Below are 24,300 nucleotides of genomic sequence, written 5' to 3'. Positions count from 1 at the left end.
ATTAATTAAATGGCAAAAATAGTCGGTTTCGAAGGACCTTTTTTCTTAATAACACGGCATAAGGTGATTTTTATGGATTTCGTTTTTTAAAAGAGCAACCTTTTCATCTTTCAGGTAACGAACAGTTTGTGTAAGTAGGTATAAGCGTCTTGTTTTGAACAAGTAGATTGTGCGGAAAATAACGAATCTTAAAACAAAGACCACGAATATTAAACGAGATGGAAAGACTGTTTTAAAAAGCTGTTATTTGTAAAAAAAATCAAGAAATGAGAATGCTAGGTTTAATCTTTATGATATTTACCATGTGTTCCTGTAGGGGTAATTCGGAATCGGGGTACAACGAGAAAATGGCTAAGCTCTTTCATAGCTGTCGAGAAAAAATGGATGAGAGCTATGGAAAATTGCTGGAAGGCGAATATGATGTCGATAAATCAGACTATTCGTATCACATGAAATTGAATGAGGCACGCGCTTTGAGTAGCTACATAAAGGGAATAAAATGCGAAGCCTCTCAATTGAAATACAGTAAAACTGCCGAAAGTTTTCACATCGCTACAGTTGGTTATATGACCGAGATCGTTGATGGATATGGTGTTTTATTAATTAAATATATTGATGAACAGAAAAAGGGGGATCGAAAAAGTCTGTTGCGGGAGATTACTGATGAAAAAGAGAAAATTGCCGCCTTAGCTGAGTCATGTTTAGGATATCAAATAGCCTTCTTGAATCAAGCTGGAATAAAAGTCGATAGTCAAAGAGGAAAGTAGTTGAAATATATTTTAATTTTATAACAATGTTAACACTAAAAAATAAGTGGTACTTGCTTATCATTTTACCCATGATGGCATTGTCCTGTAAGAGCAAAATAGCTGCACATCAGTCAATACCCCCGTATTCATTAGCTGATACTGTGAAACCCGATTGGTATCGCGAATACTATGGTCAGGTTGTGATGATCGACAATGATTTTGTGACTCAGAAAAATGGCAGTTACTTAATAGATCTTCCTTTGCAGATCGTTCCAGATTCCACTTACGTTTTCTTTTTGAGTACTAGAATTCCAGTGGAGTTACTAAAAAGGTCAACTGAATTCTATCCCGATCTTCAACATTTTGTACTGATTGTCCCCGATTGGAGGTATTATGATGAGGTTGCCAAAGAAGCCTCGAAAAACGGAATGTGTATAGAACCTGCGACGACCAATTTTTATTATTCCATAAAAAGAGAGGATGGCGGGGTTAAAGTCGACAGCATCCGGCTTTCTGGTGAAGATAACGCGAGGTTCGATTTTGTTAAACCAATTTCCCCAAAAGACATGCTTACCGTTTATCGAAAAGAAAGTTACGGATCGGTTTGTTGCCCGCGTGACCCCAAATGGGATAACGTCGATAAAGATGAGCTCTTTCTACGTGATTTTGAACACCGCAGTCACCTGAATGTGACCAAAGGGAGGTATGTGCAGATGGAAGGGAAAGAAGGCGAAAAAAGTATCTATTATACCTTACCAGGATTATCTTCAGCACAGCGATTACAATTTTTAGTAGATAAATATGCGCAATGGATTGTCAATAAAGATATGGAGGCAAGGACGTATTTGCCACAGTTATTTACACCGCAAATTGTCCCTATGGTAACCGAAGGTTTTAACAAAATGAAAGAATTACCATAAAGTTAGCGATACCGCAATTTGGATGTTTCCGGAACAATACGTTGTTTTTTTGATGGAGATAAAGCTATTCTGTTAGCTTTATCTCGAACATTTTATCCCAGTTTTTACCGGTAACAAAGAAAGTGTTTGATCTTTTATTGTAGGCGATACCATTTAATACATCTAAATCCACATGTTGTGTTACATGTTCACGTAATTTAGATAGATCAACTAAAGCTTCCACTGTACCAGTTTTAGGGTCGATCCGTCCAATGACATCCTCCATAAAGAAATTTGCATAGATTTTTCCTTTTACCCATTCCATTTCATTGATTTGATCCACCATGGCTGTGTTCGTTGCTGCACGGATATAGTCCATTTTTGAGAAGTCATTTGGATTTAGCGTATAGATATAATCAGAACCATTGGACATGTATAAGTTTTTACCGTCAGAAGTTAAACCCCAGCCTTCCATTGGCTGAAAGTAAGGAAGTGTCTTAATAACAGAAAGGCTGTTTATATCGTATAGGTAAGCTAGATTATTTTTATAAGTCAACTGATATAATTTTCCATTTAGTACGGTGGCACCTTCGCCAAAAATTGAATCATCCAATTCAATTTTTTTGGTGGGCTGACCCGTTTTAGGATTAACAATGCGAACACTCGATTTACCCTTATTTCCGCTAGGACCAACCCCATTCCCGGTACTTTCGATCAAATTATCCCCGTAAAACTCCAATCCTTGTGTGAAAGCTTTAATATCATGGGGGTAAATATTCACAATGCTATAGCTTAGCAAAAGTGGAGGGGTGGAAGCGAATAGATCTATATTGACTGAATTTTCTTCTCGTTTTCCATTGCTAAATATGACAGCTTTAATAATTTGCTTGCCAAATTTCTCCTGTTTTAATGAGTAATTGAAAGGTTCATTTCCGATTACTTGACCAATCTTTTTATCGTTTATAGCGTAAATAACAGAGTCTATTTTGGACGTTTTTTCGCTACCCATCTTTAAGATCAGATCCTCGCCCTGCGTATAGCTCTGTTTAATGTTGTCAAAGGTAAATGTCGGATTTTTATCGGCATATTCGGGCTGGGAGCTTGAAGTTGTATTGTTACTTTTATTTCCGGTACAACTGCCCAAAATGGTGCCAATTACGAAACAAATGAGGTAAGATTTTTTGTGCATTGAGAGGGTGTGCTTGATTAATTATCCGCTAATAAACTAGAAAACGAGTTGCTTAAAAATAGCTATTACTGTAATACTCGTTTCTCAAACTTAGATAAATTGTTTTTTATATGCAATTCAATTGCTGATCAATACAAAAGATAATTCGTCTGTGAAAGAAAAAAATGAACAATTATATGCTAGCCGATTGTTATAAAGGTATGGAAAAATCATATTTTACTGGAACGAGCGGTATCCTTTTGCCTTACAAGAATAAAAGTTACTATCCTGAGGAGTTTCAGGATAAAAGTCGATTGGCTGTATATAGCTTATTATTTAATTCATTGGAAGTAAACAGTTCTTTTTATAAAATCCCCAGAGAAGAAACCGTCAGAAGATGGTCCGAAGAAACGACCGATAATTTTCGTTTTACGTTTAAACTATGGAAAGGAATTACACATCAAAAAGAACTCAAATTTGATCCACAGGATGTCGCCAGATTTCTATCCGTTATTGACGCTGTCGGCCAAAAGAAAGGGTGTTTGCTCATACAATTACCACCATCTTTTAAATTTGCTTCTATTGGATTGCTTGCTGAATTGCTAGATTGTATTGCTCAGGACAAGAGAAGTGAAGGATGGGCGATCTGTGTAGAATTTAGGCATCCCGTTTGGTATAGGGAAGAAACTTCTGAACTTTTAAAATCATATAATATGAATCTGGTTATTCATGATAAGAATATGCAAGGTATGCGTCTTCAATACGCAGATGCAAATGCAAACATAATCTATATGCGATTCCATGGCCCAAATGGTGAATATAAAGGAAGCTATACGGACGACATATTGTTTGAATACAGCACCTATATTAACGACTGGATTGCAGAGGGAAAAGAAGTCTATACTTATTTTAATAATACAATTGGAGCGGCACTTTCTAATCTGAATACATTAGCCAAGTATATCACAGCGAGCAAAATATTTCCTGCTTAAAAAGTGTCTTTTTTAAAGTGCACTGCCACGGATATATTCAGTTCCCATGTAACCGTCCCAGCCTTCATGTTCACGCATAATCCGCTGATAAGCTGCGGCCAATGCCCGAACCTTCGTAAATAAGGGAATACCTCTCCGGACGCAGTCGTGATCAGCGTAAGTCCCGGCGTTATCGTACCATTGTAGCCACGCAAGTAATTCTTGTCTCTTCATAAGCGTTAATCTATCGAATAGCGTCTTATCTTTTAAGCTCATAAGCTGATAACGCCAATCCTTGCGATGCGATTCCATGGCTAGAATTTTTGGAAGCTGATGCGCTATGATCTGTTTAATAAGAGATTCCATAATTTGAAATTTTAGTTGTTAAAGATGAGTTGTGCATGCGTATTCGAAAAGTCATTATAGCTTCTTTTCATGTGGATGCGCAGGATTTCTTTATGTATATACGCGACAGCCTTTAATTTGGAAAGCTGCTGCACGCCATTTTCAATACATTTGCGATCTGTATAGTTTCCTTTTGGATCATGCCATTGCAGCCAATCAAGGAGTATTTCTCTTTCTAGTTTCTCGAGTCTCTGATGTAAGCCGACTAATTCACTTTCCCGAAGTTGTTCGCGCCAGTCAGACCAGATCGGACCTGACACTATACCTCGCTTCTCTTTAAATTTGTTTTCCATGTTTTACGTCGAATTTGAAGATCTAAAATTTGTTAGATGACTAGCTTACTGATAATAGCATTACCAAGTTTACTTTTCATAAATAGCTCAATTTGTTTCAGCAATTTTGGACTTACTTCGGGAACTCTTTCTAAATCTCGTATAAACCACTTCTGAATAACAGGCGTTTGTTTGGAACTTTGGTCAAATTTAACTAGTTCAGCCCGTGAGGATTTTCCAGCAGGATCGTAATATGACCACAGTACAATGAAAATCGTATTCGGATCTTCATCGGGATAGGGGGTATGAAAGCGAACGATGTCACCTACATGTAAATCCTTATTGTCATATGCTGCGCTGTGTTCCATAAAAAGCGTTGTCTAAAACTGATATTCAAATATACTAAAAATATTAGTATTAAAAATTTTTTGCTAAAAATTTTATACTTTATCTAAGATGCCGTTGTTTTTTATAGTTGGGGGCATGTCTTAGTGATTTGTGCTTTTACTTCGATTTTATTGTTTTTATGGGGTTGAATTTCAATGTCTTATCTTGTGGGTAGAAAAGGTAGACAAATATAAAGGGGAACTATTCGAAGGGAATTTTGTTAAGGCTGCGCATGGGGATAATACCTAGGTAAAAAGTAGATGCGTTAGCGTGAGTTTTATGCTTCAGAACTTCACTTGTTGTAACATTCTTCTCAAAATTTCGGTAATTTGACCTTAAAGACATAATATGGCAACTTTACCTTATCAACTCCCTTATTCCATTGTTGGTCTTTAAAGAGCTGTGCACAAGAGAAATAAAGGTATCCATCTCCGCTGATGCCCATAGAATCGGGCCATAGTATTCGGGAGTCCCGTACCAGGGTATTCACATTTCCATCAGGATTTAAATATTTAATACTATAGTCTATTGACGATGTTAGGTAAATATTTCCATCAATGTCTGCTAGTAAGCCATGCGTGATTCCGACTTCTCCTTTGTCTTTCACTTTTGCCTCCAATTCTTGATCCGTCAGCCTTTTGTTTGCTAAAAATTCTGTTGCAATACAATACAGATGGGTTTGATTGATCGGTTTGAAATATAAATATTTAAAGTCGTGACTCAATGCTATGCTATTCACGTTGGAAGAAAAAGGCTTTCCATTTTCATTGCGCATTTCAATTCCATTATAGCTTAATATTACATCAGGATTAGCCAGCGTAAAACGGCTTCCAGTTAAAGCCTTTCTAGTCTGTCCAGTTTTAAGGTCTAAAATAATGATGGCCGCTTGGCCGGGATCGGAGAGATAGGCTAAATTTCGCTTGTGGTCAATGCGCATATCATTTAAACCTGATTTGGTTTTATCAAGGTCGTCGAAACGATAAATATGCTCAATTTTATTTTTTTTTGTATCGATTTTTAACAATTTAAATTGGCCTTGAGTTGATTTTTCATCTTTTCCAAAAATTGATCCGGCCGAAGATGGTTTAGAATCCAATACCCAGAGATTGTCCTCGGTATCGACAAATATATCCTGAACATTTACAAAGTGGGAATTCTCTTTTCCTTTTAAATTCCATTCTTCATTTGGATAAGGAACAGGTTTTCCATTGATGATTTCAGTAAGTGCATACTGATAATTTTTCGCTTGTTTTGGGAAGGAAACAAATAATCGATTGTTGGAGGTAACGCTCACACCGATCGGACGGTACGGACCTAAGGCTGCTGCGACTTCCAGTTTCGAGGCTGTAGTATTATTGACTTGTGCCAGCATAGTGAGAAAAAAGATGTGACAGAATAAAAAACTTAATATGAGCCGTGTTCGCATATTCTTGTTATAATTTAACCTAACTATATTGCTTTTGACTGTTCCCACTAAGTAATAAAGGGGGATTTTTAGCTTCATAGAGAGACCGCGCTCTCATAGAAGAACCTTCTATTCTCAATTATTGTTTGTCCTTTTCTCCAAATAATACTTTTTTACACTGCTCAGCATATCGTACGACTAATGCCGATACGAATCCACTTGGATTTAATTTTCTGAGCGACTAGAAAAGTTGGGATTGGTCTCGGTGATTAAAAAGGGGGGGATTTACGAACAAATTTCTTGCAAGAGCTTTTCAATCTCCTGTGCATGTGTAACTGTCATAAAATGTCCCGCACCCTTAATGATAAAGTTGGGCTTTACATTTTTGATGGGGATAATACGATCGCTACTACCGTGTATATGAATTAAATTGTCCGGAACCGAATTGTTTTTCCATTGTAGAATTTGATGTATTGCCCAGGCTATAAAGATTGGATCTGTATCCTTTAGGATTTGTTTCAGCAGTAAAGAATCTTCTTTGCAGCGTATACCGAAAAAATAATCCGACAGAAAGCTATGGGTCTTGAGCAATGAATTAGGGACAAATACGTTCAGCTTGAGTCTGCCCGCTAATCGATACAGTACGGGTAATTCATACCTTCCTTTGGCCGAAGCTAGCAGAATAACTCGTTGAACAGTTATAATTTTGGCAATTTCCATTGCAAGCATTCCTCCGAAAGAAAGCCCAATGAGGATGGGTTGCTCTGCGGTAATTTTAGTCGATATTCTTTTTGCATAAATAGATAGTGGTTCATTGGAGCTTGGTGTAATCCAATCCAGATAGGTTATATCAAGCGAGCCAAAGTCTATCTTGCTGAATACACGTTGATCTACACCCAAACCGCTGATGACATATATTTTGGTTGCGGTGATTTTCATTTAATCAAGTGTTTGTATCCATTTGTGGAGACAAGTTACTGAATTATCGCTATAAAACAGGGGCAAAAAATTGATTCGAAAATCAATTTTTTGCCCCTGTTTTATACTATTGAATAACGTAATTTTAATCCACCTAATCGCGCGAGCTTACTAAGATAAGCTCGCCAAGCTCTTAGCTTCAAAAGTCGATAATTCGTTGTATTTTTCGGCCTTTACTTTCTTCACCCAATTCGGGTCTTGCAAGATCGCCCTGCCTACAGCTACAAGGTCAAAATCGCCACGTTCATAACGACGGACAAGTTCGTCCAGTGAAGCGGGAGAGGACTTGAACTCAGAATTTGTAAATACTTCACCAAAGTCTTTGTCAAGACCTACAGATCCAACCGTGATTGTGGGCTGTCCTGAGATCTTTTTGAGCCATCCAGCAAAATTTAAGTCACTGCCTTCAAATTCCGGCTCCCAATAACGACGTTGGCTTCCATGAAAAATGTCGACACCGGCATCCGTCAATGGTAGGATCCAATCTTCCATCGCTGCAGGGGTAGGGGCAAGCTTGGCTGTATAGTCCTGCTGTTTCCATTGTGATAAACGTAGAATAATCACAAAATCAGGTCCGACCGCTTTTCGCATTGCTTTTACGACCTCAACGGCGAATTTAGAACGCTCCTTAATTGTTTTTCCACCAAATTCGTCTGTTCTGTGGTTCATCCCTTCCCAGAAAAATTGGTCGATCAGATAACCATGGGCCCCATGGATTTCAAAAGCATCAAAACCGAGGTCTTTTGCAGATTTAGCAGCGTCAGCGTAAGCCTGTATTGTGGCCTCTATATCCGCTAATGTCATTGTATCTGGGCTTTCAAACGCAGCAGGCGGAGTCCATTGCATAGGGGTATAGCCAACATGCCATAGTTGAGGGGCTATTTTTCCTCCTTTTTCGTGCACAGCATCGACGATATTTTTCCAGCCGCCCAATGCTTGGTCACCGTAAAAGTTTGGAATATCCTTTAAATTCTTTGATGAAGGTCTTTCAATAACTGTACCTTCCGTCAAAATTAAACCAACATCTCCCGCGGCACGACGCTCGTAATAACCCGCTACTGCGCTGTCGGGAATCCCATCCTTAGAAAATGCTCTCGTCATGGGCGCCATTACAAAGCGGTTTTTGAGTGTTAAATTTTTATACTCAAATGGATTAAAAAGTGTTTGTATGCTCATTTTTCTTGTTTTAAATCGTGAATCTTCACAAAGATATTTTAAATAGTGTATATTTGTAACTATTATTGGTATAAACTAGTTACCTTTGCGTAACTATTTTGAATATATTCAAATGAAAAGGACTGAATTTAAAAGTTGTTCCTGCGCTATGCAGCGTTCTATGGCAATTTTAGGTACCCGATGGAAGCCCGTGATTATCTATACTTTGCGCGATCGAAAAGCCCGATTTGGCCAATTGGATGCGCTTATCGAAAACATTTCTCGGAAAGTCCTTACCAGTTCATTAAAAGAATTGGAAGAGGATGGTGTAATTTTGAGAGAAGGGTACAGGGAGCTTCCGCCACGTGTAGAGTATTCTTTGACAGAAAAAGGCAAGGCATTAATACCTATTATGTGCCAATTGGCAAAATGGAATGAAGCCTACTATCAAGAGCCTGTGTCAACTGAATTGATCGCGTAGAAATTACAATCTAAATACATAGATCTTACTTCGTATTTACGCCAATCGCTATCGAATGGAATAGTATCGCGTCAACCGGTTTGGCCTGTACGTTTTCTATCGCTTGCCAGCGTAGGATTGTTGATCACAATAAATGAAATTTTCATATTTATTTAAAATTTAAGTAATATTGAATTGTGAAAAACAAGGTAAACCAAGAATTTAGCAAGCAAGATTTTTTAAAATCTTTTCGAGAAGGCAGAAGGGATGGTTTACAATTTCTGTACAAAACTTTCTATAGTCCAATGTGCTATTTTTTAGAAAAGATGAATCTTGATAAAGGTACCATCGAAGAAATAGTGCAGGACGTATTTTTAAAGCTTTGGGAGCGCCGGATTGATTTTGATCATGTTGAATCAATCCGTGGTTTTCTCTACACAAGCTGTAGAAACGCTGCTTTAAACAGGATTCAACAAGAGAATAGAATTCAACAAAAAAACAGTTTTTATACGTCACAAGTTGATCTGGTCGATTTACCGATCAGCCATCAAATGATCTATATGGAAACGCTTCGAACGATCCATGATGCCATTGATACGCTGCCTGAGCAGTGTAAGCAAGTGATGCGTAAGTTGATTGTTGAAGATCTAAGTCCACAGGAGGCAGCGATCTCCTTAGGACTAACCACCAGTACGATTTACAATCAAAAGAAAAGGGGAATTGAACTTTTGAAATTAAGACTCAAACCCGACCAGTTTTTTTGCCTACTTTTGCTCTTACTATATTTTTAAAAAATTTATACTTCTGATATATAGGTTTTTGTGAAAATATCTACCATCTCTTTAGAGAAACGAAATCAAAATATTGTTTTAAGTATATAGAGCAATATGGAGCAAATACCCCAACATATCATTTATTTACTGAGCAAATCCAAACTGGAAGGATTGCGTGATGATGAAAAATTACAGTTGGACGCATGGAGATCCGAAACGGATGCAAATAAGGGGCTATGTGATCTGATTGACAACAAAGATCAAATGCAAGCGGATTTAGAAGGGATAGCCCGTTATGATTGGGAGGAATCATTTGCCCTCTTTGAACAAGATTACCTTAATACCTCATACACTAAACCTTTTTATAAACGCATGTTATCCTACGGTATCGCCGCGGCGCTGATTGGATTACTCGTGTTGTTTTTTATACATAATCTTTCGGATACGGTATATCAGGAGATTCCGGATAAAGATATTCAACCCGCGCAAATGACGGGGGTCGTTCGTCTGGAAAATGGAAATTCAATTTCGATGCTTCCAGGAGATACTTTATTATCGTTTGCATCACCCGTTAAAGATAAAGTGGCACGAGCGGGTAATTTATTCGCTGCAACACCCAAGGGAGGGAAAATGACCATGCTATTACCCGATGGAACCAAAGTGTGGATGAACGCCAAAACGCAGTTAGATTACTATGAAGTTGATAGTATGCGAGAAGTTCGTTTAGTGGGAGAGGCTTACTTCGAAGTTGCCAAGAAACATTTACCAGAGGTAGGTGAGGTTCCAAAACTGAAACCTTTCGTGGTAAAAGCAGGGAAGATCAATATCTCCGTATTAGGGACACATTTTTATGTGAAATCAACCAGGAATCTAGAAGACTTTAAAACGACCTTATACGAAGGTAAAGTTCGGGTTCGACAGGGCGACAGGCAAATTATACTGTTGCCAGGGGAAGAATCTTATATAAAACTCGGGCAGATCGAACGACGAATAATTGATCTCGACGTGCGTAACGCATTGAAAGACGGATATTTTGTGTTCAATTCGGAGACTTTAGGGGTTATTATGGATGAGTTGGCGTCCTGGTATAACGTAGATGTCGTCTATCTCGATAACCAAATAAAATCTGAAAAATTTGAAGCGATGTTGTCTCGTAACAGCAGCCTGAAAGATATCATCAACGTACTGGAGAGTACAAGGAAAATTAAATTTAAATTTAAAGGAAAGACCATTTATGTAGAAAAAACAACCTAAATGAAAAGAAGAAACCCTAAACGCTTGCAACATTTAGGGCTTCAGATCAAGTAATTCTAACTGTAACAGAATTTTAATTCTTAACCTAAAACAAATGTATAAAAATTATGCACAACTTGGTCGTGCCCTAAACGATCAAACGCAACAAATGAAAAACAGCGATCGCCCAGATATTTGGGGTAGGCCGCAATGGAGGGGAAACATTATGCGCATATCGCTTACAACCATACTGATGTCTTGTTGTCTGCTTCATGTTGGAGCTAAAACGTATGGACAGGACATATCGATACATGAGAAATCAGTGTCGTTGAGAAAGGTTTTTTCAGAGATCAATAAGCAGACTGGCTATTCTTATGTGTGGGCGGCCACAACTATTGATCCAGATACAAAGGTTAACTTAACTGTTAAAAAGGAATCGTTGGGAAATGCACTTGGGAAGTTATTGGACGATTTGGATCTCGATTTTGAGATCAAGGGGAAAATTATTGTCGTACACGAGAAATCTCAACAAACACAACGATCGATCGCTAATCAATTAATGACGGTAAAAGGTTTTATTGTCGATTATAACAACAGACCACTTCAAGGTGCAACGATTCGTGTTAAAGGTGTTCCAAAAGGGGCCGTTACAGATCAAAATGGTCATTTTGAAATTAACGGTGTTAGTTCAAATAGCTTTTTGGACATTACAATGGTCGGATTTGCTCCGTTTACGATTGCAGCTAAGTCCGATTTGGGTACAATCACCTTAAGGGCCCTGGATGAGCAATTGCAGGAAGTGAACATTACGGTCAATACAGGATACCAAAAAATAAGCAAAGAAAGAGCAGCAGGTTCAATTGCGCAGGTCACTGCCAAAGACATGGAAGGACGGCTCCAGCCTAATTTGCTGGACCGGATCGATGGATTGTTGCCGGGACTAAATTTGGTGCGAAATACCTCAAGTCCGCAGAATACGAAAAATAATCTGGGTATCGAGGTTCGCGGACGATCTACAATCAATGCGCAGGCTGCGCCTCTGATCGTCGTTGATGGTATGCCTTTTGAAGGCGACTTAACAGCCATTAATCCCAATGATATCGCTGCTATAACCGTTTTAAAAGATGCGTCGGCAGCCTCTATCTACGGCGTACGTTCCTCCAATGGTGTCATTGTGATCACAACAAAAATAGGCTCCGCAGGTAAAACAAAGATCGACTATAGCAATACACTTTCTTTTAGGGGACTTCCAAGCCGTAGCTATCTTAATCAGATGAGCAGTGCTGAACTGGTCAACTTTCAAAAAGAAATGTTTAATTATCGTTCGGGCGATTATGCTGTTATTGATCCAAGAAAAGCAATGAATGATGTGTATCGGATTTTGTACGATCGTAAAGGTGGCGTTATTTCAGAAGAAGAGATGGAAAAACGACTGGATGTATACCGAAATCGTGACCGCTTCAGTCAGATGGATAAGTTTCTGAACACTACTCGATTCGATCAGCAACATAACCTCGCTGTTTCGGGAGGCTCCGATCGTTATACATACCATTATTCCCTCAATTATACCCAACCAGGAGATTATAATAAAGGCCGTGCAACAAATAAGGAACTGGGATTCAGTCTGAAAAATAATTTTAAGTTTACCGATTGGTTTAGTTTACGCGCAAATGTATTAGGGAAAAATCAAAATAGAGAAGGCGATATTGGCTTCAATTTCTACGATAACTATATGGGGGGCAAGGCATCCTATTATCTTCTTGAAAATGAAGACGGTTCTCCGGCGCAATGGTATAATTCAAAATCGCAATTTGAGATTGATCGTTTGAATGCCTTGGGACTGGAAGATGAAACTTATATTCCTTTAAAGCACGTAGCGGCGATTCATGAAAAGTTTTATAATAAATACCTCAATTTGAATTTTGCTGCCAACTTTAAGTTACTTAAAGGATTGGACTTGGACCTATCCTATCAAAGTGAAAGAACAGAAGGGTACAATGGAACTTTAAATCGGAAAAATTCCCAGTCCGTTGTAGGTATGGTCAATGACGCGACCCAAATTGGAAAGGACGGGTCAATCAAGCGCAATATTCCGCAGGGGGGACAATTTGCCGAACAACGTAACGATGTCAACAGCTATACCTTACGTGGTCAATTCAATTATCAATATAACAGTCGGGATAAACATGAAATTATAGCTATTGCAGGTGCTGAGCGCAGGCAAATTAACAATCGTTATACAAATATTTATAAATACGGGTACGATGAAAGCAGTTTAGTCTATAAGGGGATTAATGAAGAGCTTTTTGGTATTCAGATCCAAAATACACAGGCACTTTTTAATAGCTATACTATTTCGAAAAAAGAGACGGGATTTAAGGATCTAGTCGATAGATTTGTTTCCTTCTATGCCAATGGATCTTATACCTATGATCGTAAGTTGACTTTGAGTGGAAGCATCCGGATGGATCAATCTAATTTGTTTGGCACAAATATCAAAAATCAATACAAACCCCTTTGGTCCATAGGCGCTTTATATCATCTGCCAAAAATTGATTGGGAACCATTAGATCGTTGGTCGGTGCGTGCGACTTATGGCGTAAATGGAAATGTGCCAAAGGATAATGGACCATATTTGATTTCAAGGGTGAATAACAATCTGAACTACTTTAACGGTGAAATGCAAGCCTACATTGATTCTCCGCCTAATCCATTGTTGCGATGGGAGCGAACAAAAGTATTCAATGTTGGCTTTGATTTCTCACTATTTAAAGATAGACTTACAGCTACCCTTGATATCTACAATAAAAAAACTTCTGATTTATTGGGGAATACGCCGTTGGATCCAACCTTGGGATGGGATATGGTGTTGCTTAATTATGCTGATATGCAGAATCGAGGGATCGAGTTGGGGCTGAATGGTAAGGTGATTCAACGTGAAAACTTCAGTTGGAACAGTACAATAAATTTTAGCTACAACAAAAACAAGATCACAGACCTCTACGTTGAGCAGAATACACCGTATTACTACTATTATGCTCCTCAAAATCGTGTTGGAATCCCAATGGGTAGTTTATATAGCATAGATTATGCGGGATTAAATGATAAGGGACGACCTTTGGCGCGAAAGGCTGATGGTAGTCTGGTCGAGACCACGCAAAAATTGACAGTCGATGATTTAATTTATGAAGGTACGACAGTACCTCCCTACACTGTTTCTTTCAGAAATGGATTTCGATATAAAGATCTGACGCTTTCCTTTATGTTCATTTTCAATGGTGGTCATGTGATGCGGGGAGTTCATCCAGAGTTCCTGAGTAAATACGCGGAGCTTAACTACAATAGTAACTTCGACAAATTATGGTTGAATTATTGGAAGAACCCTGGTGATGAAAGTAACCCTGATATTGCTCCTGCATTTGTTTCTGCTGCTTCAGGCAATATTTCGGATATTTTCAATGCTGCACATAAATTTGTTCAGAAGGCTGACTATATTAAATTGCGCGATATTTCATTATCCTACAACCTTCCTGCACAATGGATTGCACCGACAAAACTTTCTTATGTGCGTCTAACAGGACAGGTATTGAATGCATGGCGTTGGGTCGCTAACAAGGATAATCTCGATCCTGAGGTTTGGGCTGGGTATAGTACGGTAACGAGTCCAAGTAGAGGTATACAAGCACCAATAATTTACAATTTAGGTGTATCTGTAGGATTTTAATAAGAAAATATCATGAGAAAAATATATATAGGATTGCTATTCGGTTTATTGACATTGAATAGCTGTAGTAAATATCTGGATATCAAACCAAAAGGGTTTACAATTCCAGAGAATCTGAATGATTACAAATTGCTTCTAAACGATCAATCTTTAGTAAGAGCTTCCGCTGTTTATCCGAACTATTTAGTAGATAATTTACAGTCCGGAGACCCTCAGGATGTACAATCAGCAGCAAGCTATGACTATTATGACTATGTGAAAAAACAACTCTATAGCTTTGCCCACGGTGCTATATTTGAAGATGGCCAGTATGATCCATACTGGGAATCGGCTTATAGCCATATATTCACTTACAATGTTGTTATTAATAATGTATTGGCAGCAACAGAGGGCTCCGAGGCAGAAAAGAAAAGGGTTTGGGCTGAGGCTAAGGTCGGTCGTGCATTTGAATACCTTAGTCTAGTGAATATCTATGCCGCGCATTATAATCCTGTAAGTGCAACAAAAGATCTAGGGGTACCTTTGGTGCTGAAAGAGGATATTAATCAAAAATATGAGCGCGTGTCTGTTCAGGCGATCTATGATCAGGTAATTAGCGATCTTAATGATGCTTTGCCAAATTTGAGTACAGTGCAGTCAAATAGATTTCAAGCAGTGCGTTCAGTCGGCTTCTCTTTTCTAAGCCGTGTTTACCTCTATCAGGGAAAATACAAAGAGGCCCTTGAGAATGCAAAACAAGCACTTGCTGTCAATAAAACGCTCATCGATTATAGTTTATATACCAATAAGGATAAGACAACTTGGGGACGGGTTTGCCTAAAAACAGATAATTCGGTCCAATTTCCCGACTCCAGAACGAATATGGAGGCCGTATGGTCTCGATTGGGAACAAGTTCCTTAGGTAGCCCCAATGCCGAGTTTTATGCCTCTAAAGAGCTGATTGACACTTATGCCAAAGATTTGCCTGCAGGTGCAAAGGACAAACGTTATGAATTATTTTTCTGTCGCGATCAGGCTTCTTTAGGCGCTACTATTGTAAAATTTCCAGGGCGGGTTCTTTTTGCTCCATACGTCGAATTTAGCACTGGATTTAATACGCCTGAATTGTTTTTGATTGCTGCGGAAGCAGCTGTTCGGACGGGTAACACAACAGAGGCACTAGGTTTCTTGAATACATTACGAAATAGTCGAATAGAGAATAATAAAGCGTTAACCTCAACGGATCCAAAAGTTATTTTACAGACGGTACTTGACGAAAGACGTCGCGAGATGCCATTTATGGCTTCCGATAGGCTGATTGACTTGAAACGACTCGCTATAGCAGACAATTTTAAAAAGACAATTCAGCATCCATTGGCAGGGAAAGTTTTCGAAATGGAATCAACGGATGCCCGGATGATACTTCCAGTTCCGCCGAAGGTACTTTCGTTGAATCCCGGAATTCCACAATACGAACGATAACAAAATTAGATGTAGACCGCTCATCCTAATCAATTTCTATCATCATAGAAATTGATTAGGATCTTAATAAAAAAAAATGAAAAAGATACTATTGACAGCACTGGCTTTTTCGCAGTCGATGCTATTGCTTGCACAAGAACATATACAGTTTCAGAAGATCACTTTTGGTCAGGCAAAGGAATTGGCTAAGCAGGAAAATAAGCTGATTTTCCTGGATGGATTTACCTCCTGGTGTGCTCCTTGTAAATGGATGGAAGGGAATGTGTTTTCACAGCCTGAAGTGGCTCGTTATTTTAACAGCAGGTTTATCAATACTAAATTTGACTGTGAGATAGGAGAAGGTGTAGATATTGCTAAATTATACCAAATCAGAAGTTTTCCTACTTATTTATTTTTAGATGGACAGGGGACATTGATCTATAGAACCCAGTCTCGCATGGAAGCTGATCTTTTCCTGAAACAGGCACAGCAAGCTAATGACCCTAATTTTCAGATCCCCAATTTGCGTAAATCGTATGATTTGGGTATGCGGGAGTCGAATTTCCTGATCCGCTATATTAAAGTGATGGAACAAACCGATAATCAAGCAGCAAATGCAGCAAAAAAGGCATTGGACAGTGTAGCTACCGATGAATTCTTGAAGAGCCCAAATGGATGGGAGACCATAAAAATGATGGCACAAAGCCTGGATGATCGCTACGGTAAATTTTTTGAGTCGAACAAAGCTTATTTTAAAAGTATAGCGACGCCTGCAGATTTTGCAAAAAAGGAGGCCCAGCTGCTGCGTTATGCCATGTATGGCTATATTAGAGAGCATAAAGTAGATGAATTTAATGCTGGCGTAGCCTACTTTGAAGGGTTAAAAGATCCAGAACAAAAAATTGAAGCTGCATTGTATAAAGTAGAGTGGACCGCGGCACATGGAACCGATAAGGAGTTTGTTGTCCTTACGAATACATTGAGAAAAGGCCTGCTCAAGAATGAAGATGAACGGTTGAGTTTTATTGCGCGCCGGAATGCCAATGCGAAGGGAACTGTTGCAAATCCAGTTATCCTAAAACAATGCTATGTGCTGGCTAAACAGGCCGTTGTATTGAATCCATCAAGCTATTCTAATCAAGGAACATTGGCCGATATTTGCATCGCATTAAAGAAAAAGAAAGAAGCCGTTCAAGCGGCGGAAGCTGCACGTGGCTTGGCTGAACTGGAAACTTCAAAAATTATTAAACTGGCCGATGCTCTTGTGGCGCGTGCTAAAGCACTGTAATTATCAACATGAAAAAAATAGCTACATCGTTATTCTTGGTTTTAAGTTGTCTCGGGACAGTATTGGCTCAAGGACAGCGTTTTCAATTAACAATAAAGGGGAAACAATTTCCCGCAAAATCTAAAGCATTCGTTCGCTACATCGTGGACAGAAAATTGACAATTGACTCTATTAATTTTGGTCCCAATGAAGTTATCTATAAAGGGGAAATCATGGAACCAACGCAAGTCATGTTATTTTATTCCAAAGATGGGGCTTCCTTCTTTAATCGCAAAGGTGGACCGATGGAGCGTCTCACATTTTATGTAGACCCTAAGGAACCCAATACGCAAATCACTGTTCAAAGTCCTTTCGAGTCTTCACAGGTACAAGGCGGGAAACTACAGGTAGCCTATAAGCAGTATCAAGATTATCTAAGCTCCTACGAGAAGAAGCTCATGGTTCAGCAATCTAAAAGAGCTGATCTGTATCAAGCAAAAAATCGTGATGAAAGTGCACTCAACCAAATTGGGCTAGAAATAGACAAGATCGAAACAGAGCGTAAGAAGGCGCAACGAAATTTTATAGTCAATAATCCAGACAATTACTTCAGTTTATTGGCCTTGCAGGAAGTTGCCGGCTACGATGATAATGTGGTTACCACTGAACCTTTGTTTTTCAATTTGTCATCAAGGTTAAAACAGACAGCAATCGGGAAAAAATTAGAAGCAGATATTCAACTAGCAAAAAAGCTAGGAATTGGACAGCCAGCTTTAGATTTTGCACAAGTAACTCCTGAAGGTAAAGAGTTAAAACTCTCAGATTTTAAAGGTAAATACCTGCTATTGGATTTTTGGGCGTCATGGTGTGGTCCTTGCCGTGCTGAGAACCCTAATTTGGTTAAAGCCTATCAAAAGTTTAAGGGATCAAAATTTGAGATACTGGGTGTTTCACTAGACAAACCCGGGAAGAAAGATAACTGGATGAAAGCGATTGAACAAGATGGATTAACCTGGCCCCAGGTGTCGGATCTGAATGGCTGGCAAAATCAAGCCGCTCAATTATACGGTATTCAGGCTATCCCGCAAAATTACCTCATCTCTCCCGAAGGTAAGATTGTTGGAATCAACTTAAAAGGAGTAAAGTTGATAGAGAAACTCGAAGAGCTACTTAAATAAATTTTAAGGAGGGGCAAATCGCCCCTCCTTAATTATGAACCTTTGATAGATGCTATCGCTATGGGGGCAGTTTTCTGTTATAGCGCTGCTCTTTGGGGGACTAAGGTGAGGGCTTGCAGCTTAGTCGCCATTTCTCTGCTATTTCTCTGCTATTTCTCTGCTATTTCTTTGGTGTTTCTCTGCTGTTTCTTCGCTATTCCTTTGGGATTGCTAGGGGGCTGATTCGCTTCTTCTTTGCTATTTCTTTGTCGTTTTATTGGTGTTTTATTGGTGTTTCGTTGCTTTCAAAGCAAAGAAAGGGTAAGCAAAAAGTCAATAATATGCAAAGTAAAATGTACCTAGTACATAACATTAGTTGTGCAAAACCCACAAAAGGGAAATAGATTTTTAGCGGAATGCCACTAGGAGGAAATTTGTTGCTTAAAGTCTGTTATTTTTTCCTTCAGACTATTGAGGTGTTCAGGACTGATTACGCCATTATCCTGATCAAAATTTTCGTAAAATTTGGGAAGCGAAAATGTTTCTTTAATGATTGCTCCAAACTGCGGGAAAAATTTCTGCGCTTCGGCCATCACATTTCCACCACCATAACCTCCTGGTGAAGTTGTCATAAGCAACATGGGTTTATCCTGGAAAACTTTAACATTTATTCTAGATGCCCAGTCGAATACATTTTTAAATGCTACGCTATAGGAGCGATTATTCTCTGCGAGGGAGCAAATGATCATGTCACTGGAGGCTATATGATCTAGGAAAATCTGTGCTTCCTGTGGGAATCCATTCTTTTCTAGGTCTACAGAAAAGACAGGCATGTTATAGTCATTCAGGTCGATCAAATTAATCTCGTGCCCCTCGAAGCTTTTAAGTACAAATTTGACCAATTGTTTGTTAATCGATGTGGAAGAATTACTCCCAGCGAATGCAAATATTTTCATGTTTTATCCTTTATGATTATCGGTTGCTTAAATTTAGTCAATTTCTCGAAACAATTGGAGATTTAGACTTGACTTGTCGTTTCTGATAGGTTTTGATTATATGGTATAATTTTTTGAAATCCTCACTATGCATATTTCGTTCATTTATTATCATGATTAAATTATCTGTTGCCTGAAGTTTTATGGTTCTGAATTTAAAATATTTTTCCTCCTTACTGAATAACTTTATGATATTAAACGGATTCAGAAAGTGATTCATATCAATCACTTTTTTTGTGTATCTGGTTATATGACAAATATTTAAATCCTTTCGATATAATCCACCTAAGTTTACTTTGGTAAGTGTATCTCCAGATATTTCGAAGTGCTCAAATCTCCAAACGCCCGTAAATATGATGAGCCCACAGCAAGTCTCCCATATTATCCCTAACAGAGAAATGGAATACTTAGAAATTATTATTGGGAATATAGCAATACAACCAAAAAGAAGAATAAGTATAGGAAATGTATGATCACAGCGCAACTTGATATTCTTTTTATCCATTAGAAATTGCTGTTTTATTTTTCCGTTTTAAAAATAGCGTATAATGGAATATCGTAATACCGGCCGTCTTTCTTTAGATGTTGTTTTAACAGGGCCTCTTTTTTCATTCCTATTTTTTCCATGACTTTTCCCGATGCTGGATTATGGGGGAAGTAGGTCGCAAAAATTTTGTTAAAGTTTAATTCTTTAAATCCAAAATCAATGATCGCTTTTGCAGCTTCGGTGACATAACCTTTATTCCAGTAAGGAATAGCAATCCAGTATCCCAACTCAGCCTTATCCGAGCCTTCATCATGCAGACCAATAGCTCCGATCAGTTTTTTATCTTTATTTCGAATAGCAAAAGTGAATCCTTTACGATTGGCAAATGCTTCTTCCGCTAATTTAAGCCAGTATTCAGCATCCTCCTTTCGGTAGGGATAGGGGATATTTGATGTAAAGTCCGAATAGACCTTGTCTTGCAGATAGTCTACAATCTGTGGAATATCAGTCGGGTCTATTGCGTTAAGAATGAGTCGTTCTGTCTCTAATTGTGGGAAATCTTTCATCTGATTAAGTCTTCAGTATGGCAAAAATGAAATTAGGGGTTACTTAGTTTTTATAAATGTAGGGAAGTTTTATGAGATTCTTTTTCTTATATTTTTTCGGGTGTAATAACTATAAATTCCAGTAATAGTGATTAAGATCAAAGTTATCAATAAGCCTATATATACATTGAAGAACATATGGGCCAGTGTAAAACCAATGAGTCCAATTAGGATTTCTAAAAAAGCTTCCTTTATACGGGACGGAGGATTTGAATTCTCAAGGTATCTGGTATACTCTTCTACAATTGGTCGATCGGTATCGGTCCAATCAAAATGCGATAGTTCTGCCGATGGGACCCATATTGCTTGGACATATTCTAGCATGGCAACTTCGCCAGAAGAAAAGGTGCAGAGAACAGGATAGCGACAAGGTGCCGGACTTTTATGGGCTTGTTGCGTCATCTCTAAGGGCCTTCCGACAAGAACATCTATACTTAGCTCTTCCCTGATTTTGAGCGACAGATTTGCTTTCGTTGGCAGGTGGGACTCGGTTATGCGACCAGGAAATTCCCACTTTAAGGCATGTGTCACCGATGGCGGGCGCTGACAAATGAGTACCTTATCGTCCTTCCTTATAATCGCACAAGTCAAATAATGCATAACGGTTAAAAGATAGACATCAGGAACTAGATTCTTTACTTTCAATCTGATGACTTTCAAACAGCTCAATGCGGCCTTCAATAATCAACAAATAAAAGTTTTCAAAACAATCCTGATAGATCTTTTGTTCCAATGATTTTATTTCTTCAAAGAGATGTTCCTTCGCTACTTCAGCGTAACATAGCTCATTTTTTGATGTTGTTATCTTTTCTTGGCAGGGTGTATCGTGAAGCTGTTTGTACAGGTCGCCTAAATCTGAAATGTCTTCACTACGGTGGTAGGAGGGATGAAACCATACCCAAAAGTCTTCTTGATTTTTATAGGGATGAGGTAATAATTGAACGCACGTATTTCTGAATAGATCTCCCGGATGCTTTTTATAACGGAAATGAGTGGCTGTAGTCTTTAAACTATTCATAAAGTTAATTTGTTTGTAGGTTTACAAAAAATAATTCAAGAATAAAGATGTCATCTTAAATATAGGTATTTTTTTTAGTATTAAAAATTTACAGTTGACGTTAGTGCTAATTAGATCGCGATAGGATACAGAATGACCACAGTTACAAAACTACACTTGAGCTGTTCCGCTAAAAAATGTAAATCGTATTCATTTTATGCTATTATCCCCAAAGCATTTTGATGAGAACGGAAATTGTGAATACGAATAATCCGATATAGAATATGTTTGTCCCATGTTTTCTGTCATGATCTGAATAGGAAAATATCCTTTCGCCATTTGGTAGGCTCTTTTTGGAACTAAACAACATATACCCGATTGCAATTCCTAAAAGTCCACCTAGAAATGCTGAAATATAGCCGAAAATAACCCAATACTTCTGCTGCGGTTCCGGTTTCCGTAGTTGCATGAGCCGCTTCTGTTTCAAAAGATCAAGCTTTTCCTGATCAATCTCTTTCCCTCTTTTTAATAAAATTTCTCTAGACAGTGCGTAGTCTAATTTGTTCCATTCATCGGGTTTTTGAAGAATTTCTAAGAGCTCTTCGTCGGAAAACTGATACAGGTAATGGTCGTCTTCAACCAAAGTGAGAGACTGCATTTCCTGCTCTTCTAAAATAGATTCTGCATTTGCGAAATTGGCAGGGTCTATTTGAATCTCATATTGATATCCAACCGTGTTTCCGGAAAATGTAATATCCACAGGGGGGACATTATCTGCCAACCGCGTTGTTACACCTTTTTCCGAAAGTAGTTTATGACATTCTTGAGCTTCTTCTAAACTAGAGAACCTTTTTAACACGATATATGTATCCATGTGATCAATTATTTTTTAATACCTGTATTTATGATCATTTGACAGTCCAATGCTGTGTGCAATCTTGGCTATTTGCCGTAACACCGCAAAATCGGACGTGAATGTGTAAATAGTGGATTAATTATGTAGTGTCTTTTTTGAATAAAGTTAATAAAGCCGGTTTGATACTTTTCAGCTTAAAGATAGTAAAATCAAATTCTATTTTATAGAAACAACAATAGAATCCCAGCTATGAGATGAAGAAAAATTTGATTCATCACATTTTTGGTGGTATTCGTCACATTTTTCTGTTTTATGTTTTCATTTCAATTAATATTGCCTCATCAAAACCAATAACATGAAACTGAAAGACGTAAGAAAAATAGAATTTTGGATGGCAACTATCGTATTTGTCGCTGTTGTTTATGCTTTGCTTGTTGATACAAACAATCGGGATGATAGCGGTATGCATAACTATTTCCTTCACCAAAAAATAAGCTACTCCTATTTCTTTAACTTTTTTGTACCGAATTTTATCATTGATTTGCTGCTATATGTGTTGTTTCTCCTTTTAAATTTTGTCCTTATTCCTTCCCTCATCAACAGAAAACGGGAGCTGTTGAATTATTCATTACTAGCTGCTCTGATCTTGATATCCGGACTGATATTAGGTGTATGCCGCACCTATAGCCACGCCTACGAATTGAAGGATTATGACAGTATTCAAAGAAGCTATAATAGTATGTTTTTTAAGGCTTTTGCGCAAGCTATTTTATTAACAATTATAATTTCTTTATACACCTGTGCGCAATATCTGATCAGCTATTTGCTTAAAAGCAAGGCAGAAAATCCGACCCTGCAAAAGCAGCTAAAAATGGATTTATCCTTTGGAATTGGTTTCTGGTTTATTGGATTGTTTTTTTTGATTACATCGCGATCCCATTTACAACTTTCGGTATTATGGACTTTGGTCGTGTTGTCTGCGGTTGGTATTGTAATCTATTCCTTATACTATTTGTTGCCAAAATTACAGGAAAAACAAAAGAAATTCCGTGATTTCTTCTGGACTATCTTTGCTATTAGCTTGGTTTCAGTCCTGCCATTAAGTGTGCCCGCGTTATTTTTCTTTAATCAGACAAACGAAGTGATCTTTATCGTTGCGATGTTTCATTTACCCACGCAATTATTGGTTAGCATTCCGCTATCCTGGTTTCTCTTTAAAAAACGTCTAATGCGTCAAAACGAAATAGCCTCCCTACGTACAGAGCTCGGGCAGTCGGATGCGAATCTGACCTTTCTAAAATCTCAAATAAATCCACATTTTTTATTTAATGCCTTAAATACATTGTATGGCACGGCATTGCAGGAAAAAGCGGAACGGACGGGGGAGGGAATTCAACGCTTGGGTGATATGATGCGGTTTATGCTACATGAAAATACACAAGATAAAATTTCGTTGATGCGTGAAGTTGAATATTTGAATAATTACATCGCCTTACAAACGCTCCGGACTTCAATGTCAGACAAGATTACCCTTATAACCGAAATAGAGGAACAGTTTGAAAATTATCACATTACACCTATGTTGCTTATACCTTTCGTTGAGAATGCATTTAAGCATGGTATAAGCCTTCAGAAATCGTCTTATATTAAAATCTCTTTGCAAGTGCGGGACCAAGTCCTGTTTTTCGATGTGAGCAATAGCATTAATCCAAAAAGTGATAACGATCCCGAAAAACTAAAAAGCGGCGTAGGCTTGGAAAATGTAAGACAACGCCTGTCATTACTGTATCGAGATCGGCATGAATTGATGATACATGAAAATGCCAATGAGTTTTTTGTCCATTTAACATTACATCTTTAGATCAAGATAGTTCTACTATTTTTCAATCCATTATTCATCTGATTTATTGGTTCCTT

Annotated in this window: 23 protein-coding genes; 11 read left to right on the top strand and 12 right to left on the bottom strand. The window is 38.2% G+C overall.

From position 1 onward, the window contains the following. Positions 1-266: 266 nt before the first annotated feature. Both GVK91_RS11935 and GVK91_RS11930 read left to right on the top strand, forming a co-directional pair. Positions 267-767, top strand: coding sequence for a hypothetical protein (locus tag GVK91_RS11935; RefSeq protein WP_159728968.1), 501 nt, complete (start codon positions 267-269; stop codon positions 765-767). Between the two features lie 26 nt (positions 768-793). Further along, positions 794-1,669 (top strand): hypothetical protein, encoded by an 876-nt coding sequence (locus GVK91_RS11930; protein WP_159728966.1) that lies wholly within the window; start codon positions 794-796, stop codon positions 1,667-1,669. A gap of 64 nt (positions 1,670-1,733) precedes the next feature. On the opposite strand, the gene GVK91_RS11925 is transcribed toward GVK91_RS11930, so the two are convergent. Beyond that, entirely contained in the window at positions 1,734-2,837 is a 1,104-nt protein-coding gene (locus GVK91_RS11925; RefSeq protein WP_153848348.1) for a glutaminyl-peptide cyclotransferase, read from the bottom strand. A 200-nt stretch (positions 2,838-3,037) separates the two neighbouring features. Here GVK91_RS11925 and GVK91_RS11920 point away from each other — a divergent pair, with 200 nt between their 5' ends. Continuing rightward, positions 3,038-3,808, top strand: coding sequence for a DUF72 domain-containing protein (locus GVK91_RS11920; RefSeq protein WP_159728964.1), 771 nt, complete (start codon positions 3,038-3,040; stop codon positions 3,806-3,808). Between the two features lie 12 nt (positions 3,809-3,820). On the opposite strand, the gene GVK91_RS11915 is transcribed toward GVK91_RS11920, so the two are convergent. From GVK91_RS11915 to GVK91_RS11890, 6 genes are all read right to left on the bottom strand, one after another. Then, complete coding sequence (locus tag GVK91_RS11915) at positions 3,821-4,153, bottom strand: hypothetical protein (protein ID WP_159728962.1); 333 nt, start codon at positions 4,151-4,153, stop codon at positions 3,821-3,823. Positions 4,154-4,164: 11 nt separating this feature from the next. Continuing rightward, positions 4,165-4,485 (bottom strand): hypothetical protein, encoded by a 321-nt coding sequence (locus GVK91_RS11910; protein ID WP_153848346.1) that lies wholly within the window; start codon positions 4,483-4,485, stop codon positions 4,165-4,167. Positions 4,486-4,517: 32 nt separating this feature from the next. After that, entirely contained in the window at positions 4,518-4,832 is a 315-nt protein-coding gene (locus GVK91_RS11905) for a hypothetical protein (protein WP_159728960.1), read from the bottom strand. Between the two features lie 332 nt (positions 4,833-5,164). Beyond that, positions 5,165-6,223: an SMP-30/gluconolactonase/LRE family protein gene (locus tag GVK91_RS11900; RefSeq protein ID WP_235032904.1), complete on the bottom strand. Its 1,059-nt coding sequence runs from the start codon at positions 6,221-6,223 to the stop codon at positions 5,165-5,167. 318 nt (positions 6,224-6,541) lie between these two features. Next, entirely contained in the window at positions 6,542-7,195 is a 654-nt protein-coding gene (locus GVK91_RS11895; protein WP_159728956.1) for an alpha/beta hydrolase, read from the bottom strand. A gap of 150 nt (positions 7,196-7,345) precedes the next feature. Continuing rightward, complete coding sequence (locus tag GVK91_RS11890; RefSeq protein ID WP_159728954.1) at positions 7,346-8,410, bottom strand: NADH:flavin oxidoreductase; 1,065 nt, start codon at positions 8,408-8,410, stop codon at positions 7,346-7,348. 112 nt (positions 8,411-8,522) lie between these two features. Between GVK91_RS11890 and GVK91_RS11885 the strand changes: the two genes are divergently transcribed. The 7 genes from GVK91_RS11885 to GVK91_RS11855 all read left to right on the top strand — a co-directional run bounded on the left by GVK91_RS11885 (position 8,523) and on the right by GVK91_RS11855 (position 18,464). Beyond that, complete coding sequence (locus GVK91_RS11885; protein WP_200845602.1) at positions 8,523-8,870, top strand: helix-turn-helix domain-containing protein; 348 nt, start codon at positions 8,523-8,525, stop codon at positions 8,868-8,870. 176 nt (positions 8,871-9,046) lie between these two features. Then, positions 9,047-9,640, top strand: coding sequence for an RNA polymerase sigma factor (locus GVK91_RS11880; protein ID WP_262886201.1), 594 nt, complete (start codon positions 9,047-9,049; stop codon positions 9,638-9,640). A 96-nt stretch (positions 9,641-9,736) separates the two neighbouring features. Then, complete coding sequence (locus GVK91_RS11875; RefSeq protein WP_159728950.1) at positions 9,737-10,876, top strand: FecR family protein; 1,140 nt, start codon at positions 9,737-9,739, stop codon at positions 10,874-10,876. Between the two features lie 94 nt (positions 10,877-10,970). Further along, on the top strand, positions 10,971-14,579 hold the full coding sequence (locus GVK91_RS11870; RefSeq protein WP_153848339.1) for a SusC/RagA family TonB-linked outer membrane protein: 3,609 nt from the start codon (positions 10,971-10,973) through the stop codon (positions 14,577-14,579). 12 nt (positions 14,580-14,591) lie between these two features. Beyond that, positions 14,592-16,040 carry a RagB/SusD family nutrient uptake outer membrane protein gene (locus tag GVK91_RS11865; RefSeq protein WP_159728948.1) on the top strand — a complete coding sequence of 483 codons (1,449 nt, stop codon included), beginning with the start codon at positions 14,592-14,594 and terminating at the stop codon, positions 16,038-16,040. A 76-nt stretch (positions 16,041-16,116) separates the two neighbouring features. Beyond that, on the top strand, positions 16,117-17,307 hold the full coding sequence (locus tag GVK91_RS11860) for a DUF255 domain-containing protein (protein ID WP_159728946.1): 1,191 nt from the start codon (positions 16,117-16,119) through the stop codon (positions 17,305-17,307). 8 nt (positions 17,308-17,315) lie between these two features. Beyond that, positions 17,316-18,464 carry a peroxiredoxin gene (locus GVK91_RS11855; protein WP_159728944.1) on the top strand — a complete coding sequence of 383 codons (1,149 nt, stop codon included), beginning with the start codon at positions 17,316-17,318 and terminating at the stop codon, positions 18,462-18,464. A gap of 401 nt (positions 18,465-18,865) precedes the next feature. Here GVK91_RS11855 and GVK91_RS11850 read toward each other — a convergent pair whose 3' ends face one another. From GVK91_RS11850 to GVK91_RS11830, 5 genes are all read right to left on the bottom strand, one after another. Beyond that, positions 18,866-19,399: an NADPH-dependent FMN reductase gene (locus GVK91_RS11850; protein ID WP_159728942.1), complete on the bottom strand. Its 534-nt coding sequence runs from the start codon at positions 19,397-19,399 to the stop codon at positions 18,866-18,868. Between the two features lie 558 nt (positions 19,400-19,957). Beyond that, a complete protein-coding gene (locus GVK91_RS11845) occupies positions 19,958-20,491 on the bottom strand; it encodes a GNAT family N-acetyltransferase (RefSeq protein WP_159728940.1) in 534 nt (177 codons plus the stop codon). Between the two features lie 69 nt (positions 20,492-20,560). Further along, positions 20,561-21,175, bottom strand: a complete 615-nt coding sequence (locus GVK91_RS11840) for a hypothetical protein (RefSeq protein WP_159728938.1) — start codon at positions 21,173-21,175, stop codon at positions 20,561-20,563. After that, the gene (locus tag GVK91_RS11835) at positions 21,150-21,548 is read right to left on the bottom strand and encodes a hypothetical protein (RefSeq protein WP_159728936.1); all 399 of its coding nucleotides are present in this window, start codon (positions 21,546-21,548) and stop codon (positions 21,150-21,152) included. Before GVK91_RS11835 ends, GVK91_RS11840 begins: the two co-directional genes overlap by 26 nt. 202 nt (positions 21,549-21,750) lie before the next feature. Beyond that, positions 21,751-22,401, bottom strand: a complete 651-nt coding sequence (locus GVK91_RS11830; RefSeq protein WP_159728934.1) for a hypothetical protein — start codon at positions 22,399-22,401, stop codon at positions 21,751-21,753. A 337-nt stretch (positions 22,402-22,738) separates the two neighbouring features. On the opposite strand from GVK91_RS11830, the gene GVK91_RS11825 reads away from it, so the two are divergent. Then, the gene (locus GVK91_RS11825) at positions 22,739-24,244 is read left to right on the top strand and encodes a sensor histidine kinase (RefSeq protein ID WP_159728932.1); all 1,506 of its coding nucleotides are present in this window, start codon (positions 22,739-22,741) and stop codon (positions 24,242-24,244) included. The last annotated feature ends 56 nt before the right edge of the window (positions 24,245-24,300 follow it).

This window comes from Sphingobacterium sp. 18053 (assembly GCF_902706145.1).
GTDB lineage: Bacteria > Bacteroidota > Bacteroidia > Sphingobacteriales > Sphingobacteriaceae > Sphingobacterium > Sphingobacterium paramultivorum.
The sequence above is the reverse complement of the archived record's forward strand: the minus strand, read 5'-3'. Positions and strand labels throughout refer to the sequence as shown.

Coding starts and splice junctions, on each gene's coding strand:
- GVK91_RS11825 (WP_159728932.1), top strand. CDS start 22,739: ATGAAACTGAAAGACGTAAGAAAAATAGAATTTTGGATGGCAACTATC.
- GVK91_RS11875 (WP_159728950.1), top strand. CDS start 9,737: ATGGAGCAAATACCCCAACATATCATTTATTTACTGAGCAAATCCAAA.
- GVK91_RS11890 (WP_159728954.1), bottom strand. CDS start 8,410: ATGAGCATACAAACACTTTTTAATCCATTTGAGTATAAAAATTTAACA.
- GVK91_RS11860 (WP_159728946.1), top strand. CDS start 16,117: ATGAAAAAGATACTATTGACAGCACTGGCTTTTTCGCAGTCGATGCTA.
- GVK91_RS11935 (WP_159728968.1), top strand. CDS start 267: ATGAGAATGCTAGGTTTAATCTTTATGATATTTACCATGTGTTCCTGT.
- GVK91_RS11870 (WP_153848339.1), top strand. CDS start 10,971: ATGTATAAAAATTATGCACAACTTGGTCGTGCCCTAAACGATCAAACG.
- GVK91_RS11865 (WP_159728948.1), top strand. CDS start 14,592: ATGAGAAAAATATATATAGGATTGCTATTCGGTTTATTGACATTGAAT.
- GVK91_RS11915 (WP_159728962.1), bottom strand. CDS start 4,153: ATGGAATCTCTTATTAAACAGATCATAGCGCATCAGCTTCCAAAAATT.
- GVK91_RS11855 (WP_159728944.1), top strand. CDS start 17,316: ATGAAAAAAATAGCTACATCGTTATTCTTGGTTTTAAGTTGTCTCGGG.
- GVK91_RS11845 (WP_159728940.1), bottom strand. CDS start 20,491: ATGAAAGATTTCCCACAATTAGAGACAGAACGACTCATTCTTAACGCA.
- GVK91_RS11830 (WP_159728934.1), bottom strand. CDS start 22,401: ATGGATACATATATCGTGTTAAAAAGGTTCTCTAGTTTAGAAGAAGCT.
- GVK91_RS11930 (WP_159728966.1), top strand. CDS start 794: ATGTTAACACTAAAAAATAAGTGGTACTTGCTTATCATTTTACCCATG.
- GVK91_RS11900 (WP_235032904.1), bottom strand. CDS start 6,223: ATGCTGGCACAAGTCAATAATACTACAGCCTCGAAACTGGAAGTCGCA.
- GVK91_RS11895 (WP_159728956.1), bottom strand. CDS start 7,195: ATGAAAATCACCGCAACCAAAATATATGTCATCAGCGGTTTGGGTGTA.
- GVK91_RS11920 (WP_159728964.1), top strand. CDS start 3,038: ATGGAAAAATCATATTTTACTGGAACGAGCGGTATCCTTTTGCCTTAC.
- GVK91_RS11905 (WP_159728960.1), bottom strand. CDS start 4,832: ATGGAACACAGCGCAGCATATGACAATAAGGATTTACATGTAGGTGAC.
- GVK91_RS11910 (WP_153848346.1), bottom strand. CDS start 4,485: ATGGAAAACAAATTTAAAGAGAAGCGAGGTATAGTGTCAGGTCCGATC.
- GVK91_RS11885 (WP_200845602.1), top strand. CDS start 8,523: ATGAAAAGGACTGAATTTAAAAGTTGTTCCTGCGCTATGCAGCGTTCT.
- GVK91_RS11850 (WP_159728942.1), bottom strand. CDS start 19,399: ATGAAAATATTTGCATTCGCTGGGAGTAATTCTTCCACATCGATTAAC.
- GVK91_RS11835 (WP_159728936.1), bottom strand. CDS start 21,548: ATGAATAGTTTAAAGACTACAGCCACTCATTTCCGTTATAAAAAGCAT.
- GVK91_RS11925 (WP_153848348.1), bottom strand. CDS start 2,837: ATGCACAAAAAATCTTACCTCATTTGTTTCGTAATTGGCACCATTTTG.